General features: G+C 66.7%; 2 protein-coding genes and 1 pseudogene. 2 read left to right on the top strand and 1 reads right to left on the bottom strand.

All coding sequences use genetic code 11. The features are described from left to right. Positions 1 to 1172: pseudogene (locus WAO18_RS03670) on the bottom strand (FUSC family protein); the annotation flags it as partial. A gap of 156 nt (positions 1173 to 1328) precedes the next feature. Between WAO18_RS03670 and galT the strand changes: the two are divergent. Together galT and WAO18_RS03660 are read left to right on the top strand one after the other, a co-directional pair. Beyond that, positions 1329 to 2390 (top strand): galactose-1-phosphate uridylyltransferase, encoded by a 1062-nt coding sequence (gene galT / locus WAO18_RS03665; protein WP_422203988.1) that lies wholly within the window; start codon positions 1329 to 1331, stop codon positions 2388 to 2390. After that, on the top strand, positions 2387 to 2937 hold a 551-nt coding region (locus WAO18_RS03660), incomplete at its 3' end, for a galactokinase family protein (RefSeq protein WP_422203986.1). The genes galT and WAO18_RS03660, both read left to right, overlap by 4 nt.

Raw genomic sequence — 2937 nt, 5'->3', positions numbered from 1 at the left:
TCGGCCCACGAGTTGGTACCGGCGAAAATCACGAATGCGGCGATCGCCGCCCAATACCAGTGCGACGGTGAAACTTCCTCGCCGACAACGATGGCCAGCGCAGCGGCGACGGCCACCTGAATTGCTTGCCGCGTGGTCGGAAGTAGGCCCGCGTTGAGCTGCTGCTCGTCTGGTGGTGCCGGCGGTTGCTCGGTCGCATCCGTCGCGACGCGTTCGATTCGCTTGCGCACTTCGGCCGTGGCTTTCGCGGTGTCGACGATGGCCAGCGCCAAGCGGCGCACCGGTAGGTCTGGCGTCGCATCGAGCAGCTGCTGAGCAAGCTGCGCGGTCGGCCGCAGGGATTCGGTGTGCGGTGTCCGGATGGCTCGTGACAGCAGGGCCACGGTGTCGGCCAATTCGGCACGCGTGGCGGCGGGAATGTCGGCGAAGGCCGCCCGGGTGCCCGCAGTAGCGAGGCGTTCCACGGTCAGTTCGGCGTCGAACAGCCACAGCGCGAGGTCCTCGCCGCTGACTCCCGGCCACAGCACACTCGGATTGACCCGGTCTTCGATCTGGGCCTGGACCAACAACGCCGTTTCGTTGAGCCGGCGTGTTCGGATCCGTAACCGGCGCTGCCGTCGCTCGTCGGGGTTGCCGATCCGCACGGTATCGGCGGTGGTGTCGACGACGATCGCCATCCGGGCGCGAAGCGACCGAATATTTTCCCGCAGAACACTTTCCGGTCGATCGGGCATGATGAAGATGCTCCAGATGAAGCTGCAGAGCGTTCCGACCAGTGTCGCGCCGATCAGCCACGGCAGCTCGGACAACTGCGCGCGCAGATAGAGCGAGAAGAAGTACGCCATGAAGGTGACCATGCCCAGCGTCGTTCCGCGCGGGCCGAAGCGGCGTGCGTATGCCGCAACGAAGACCACCAACACGAACAGAACGTCGCCGATCACCGGGTGCGGTGCTACCAGCGCCGCCGCGGTGATGGCCAGTGCGGTCGGCAACGGCAGCAGCGCGATGGTGATCCGCTGTCGCCGCGGATCGGGTTCGTTGACCGAACGCGCCGAGACCATCGTGATCAGCGCCCCGAGCAACGCCACCGTCAGCGGCTGCCCGGTGGCCTTGGTCAGCAGGAAAAGGGCCAGCAGAGCGGTCGCCAGCGCACCGGTGGTGCGGGTGGCCATCCGCAGCCGTAGCAGCCCGGGGTCCGATCCGACCGTCCAGTTACGCGTCCGCTCGTACAGCGCGGTGGCGTCACCGAACACCCCTGGCCAGCCTCTCTTCCGCGGAATGCGTGTCTCGTGCACTTGACTCTGGCACAGCGACCAAGATGGAGCCCAATGAGCACGCGAACGACGCTGGCCGATGGCCGCGAGTTGTTGTTCTTTTCGCTGCCCGGCCACACACCCGCGCCGGTGGCCGACCGCCGGCCGTTGCCGCCGTTCGAGCCGGGGCAGTCGCAGTTGCGGTTCGACCAGACCACCGGGCAGTGGGTGATCATCGCCGCGCGGCGTCAGGACCGCACCTATAAGCCGCCGCCGGACCAGTGTCCGCTGTGCCCGGGGCCGACCGGGTTGACCAGTGAGGTGCCCGCGCCCGACTACGACGTCGTCGTTTTCGAGAACCGGTTCCCGAGCCTGTCCGGCGCGGGGTCTGCTGCTTCGGTGCCGCACGGTTTCGCACCAGCGCCGGGGGTCGGACGCTGTGAGGTGATCTGCTTCTCCAGCAACCACACCGGATCGTTCGCCGAATTGTCGGCGCCGCATGCGCGGCTGGTGGTCGACGCGTGGCGGGAACGGACGTGCGCGTTGCTGGCGCTGGCGGGCGTGCAGCAGGTGTTCTGCTTCGAGAACCGCGGCGAAGAAATCGGCGTTACGCTGGCCCACCCGCACGGCCAGATTTACGGCTACTCGTATGTGACGCCGCGGACCGCGGCCATGATGCAGCAGGCTGCTTTGTATAACGGCGGCAACCTGTTCGCCGACCTGTTGGCCGCCGAAGTTGCCGACGGCAGCCGGGTGGTGGCGCGCACCGAGCTGTTCACCGCGTTCGTGCCGTTCGCTGCGCGCTGGCCGGTCGAAGTACACATCTACCCGAACAGGTTCGTGCACAACCTCATTGATCTCACCGATGACGAACTCGACGGCTTCGCCCAGATCTACCTCGACATCCTGCGGAGGTTCGACCGGATGTATTCCGGCCCGCTGCCCTACATTTCGGCGTTGCACCAGTACGCCGACACCGACGCGCTGCGGGAGGGCTACCTCCACGTTGAGCTGATGTCGATCCGGCGCAGCGCCACCGCGCTGAAGTATTTGGCGGCATCCGAATCGGCGATGGATGCGTTCATCACCGACGTGGTGCCCGAGGCTGTTGCTTCGCGCCTGCGAGACCTCGCGTGACGATCCGCTACTCGGCCCCAGGGCGGATCAATTTGATCGGCGAGCACACCGACTACAACCTCGGCTGGGCATTGCCGATCGCATTGCCGCAGCGCACGACCGTCGCTTTTGAACCTTCCGAGGTTGGCGCTCTGACCGTTTCCAGCGACCTTGCCGACGGCTCGGTGCCAATTCCGTTGACCACCAAGCCCGGTGAGGTGACCGGGTGGGCGGCCTATGTGGCCGGCGTGGTGTGGGCGCTGCGTTCCGCCGGACATCCGGTGCCCGGCGGGGCGATGTCGATCAGCAGCGAGGTCGAGATGGGGTCGGGTCTGTCCTCGTCGGCCGCGTTGGAGTGCGCGGCGCTGGGCGCGCTGACTACCGGTCTGCATATCGGCCGGCTGGATCAGGCACGTCTGGCCCAGCGCGCCGAGAACGAGTATGTCGGCGCCCCAACGGGTTTACTCGATCAGCTGTCGTCGTTGTTTGGCCAAGAGTCGACGGCGCTGCTGATCGACTTTCGGGAGCTGACCGTCTCGCCGGTGGCCTTCGACCCGTCATCGTCGGG

It is taken from the genome of Mycobacterium sp., assembly GCF_049278535.1.
Taxonomy (GTDB): Bacteria; Actinomycetota; Actinomycetes; order Mycobacteriales; family Mycobacteriaceae; genus Mycobacterium.
Note: the sequence above shows the minus strand (reverse complement) of the source record. Positions and strands in the feature narration are given on the sequence as shown.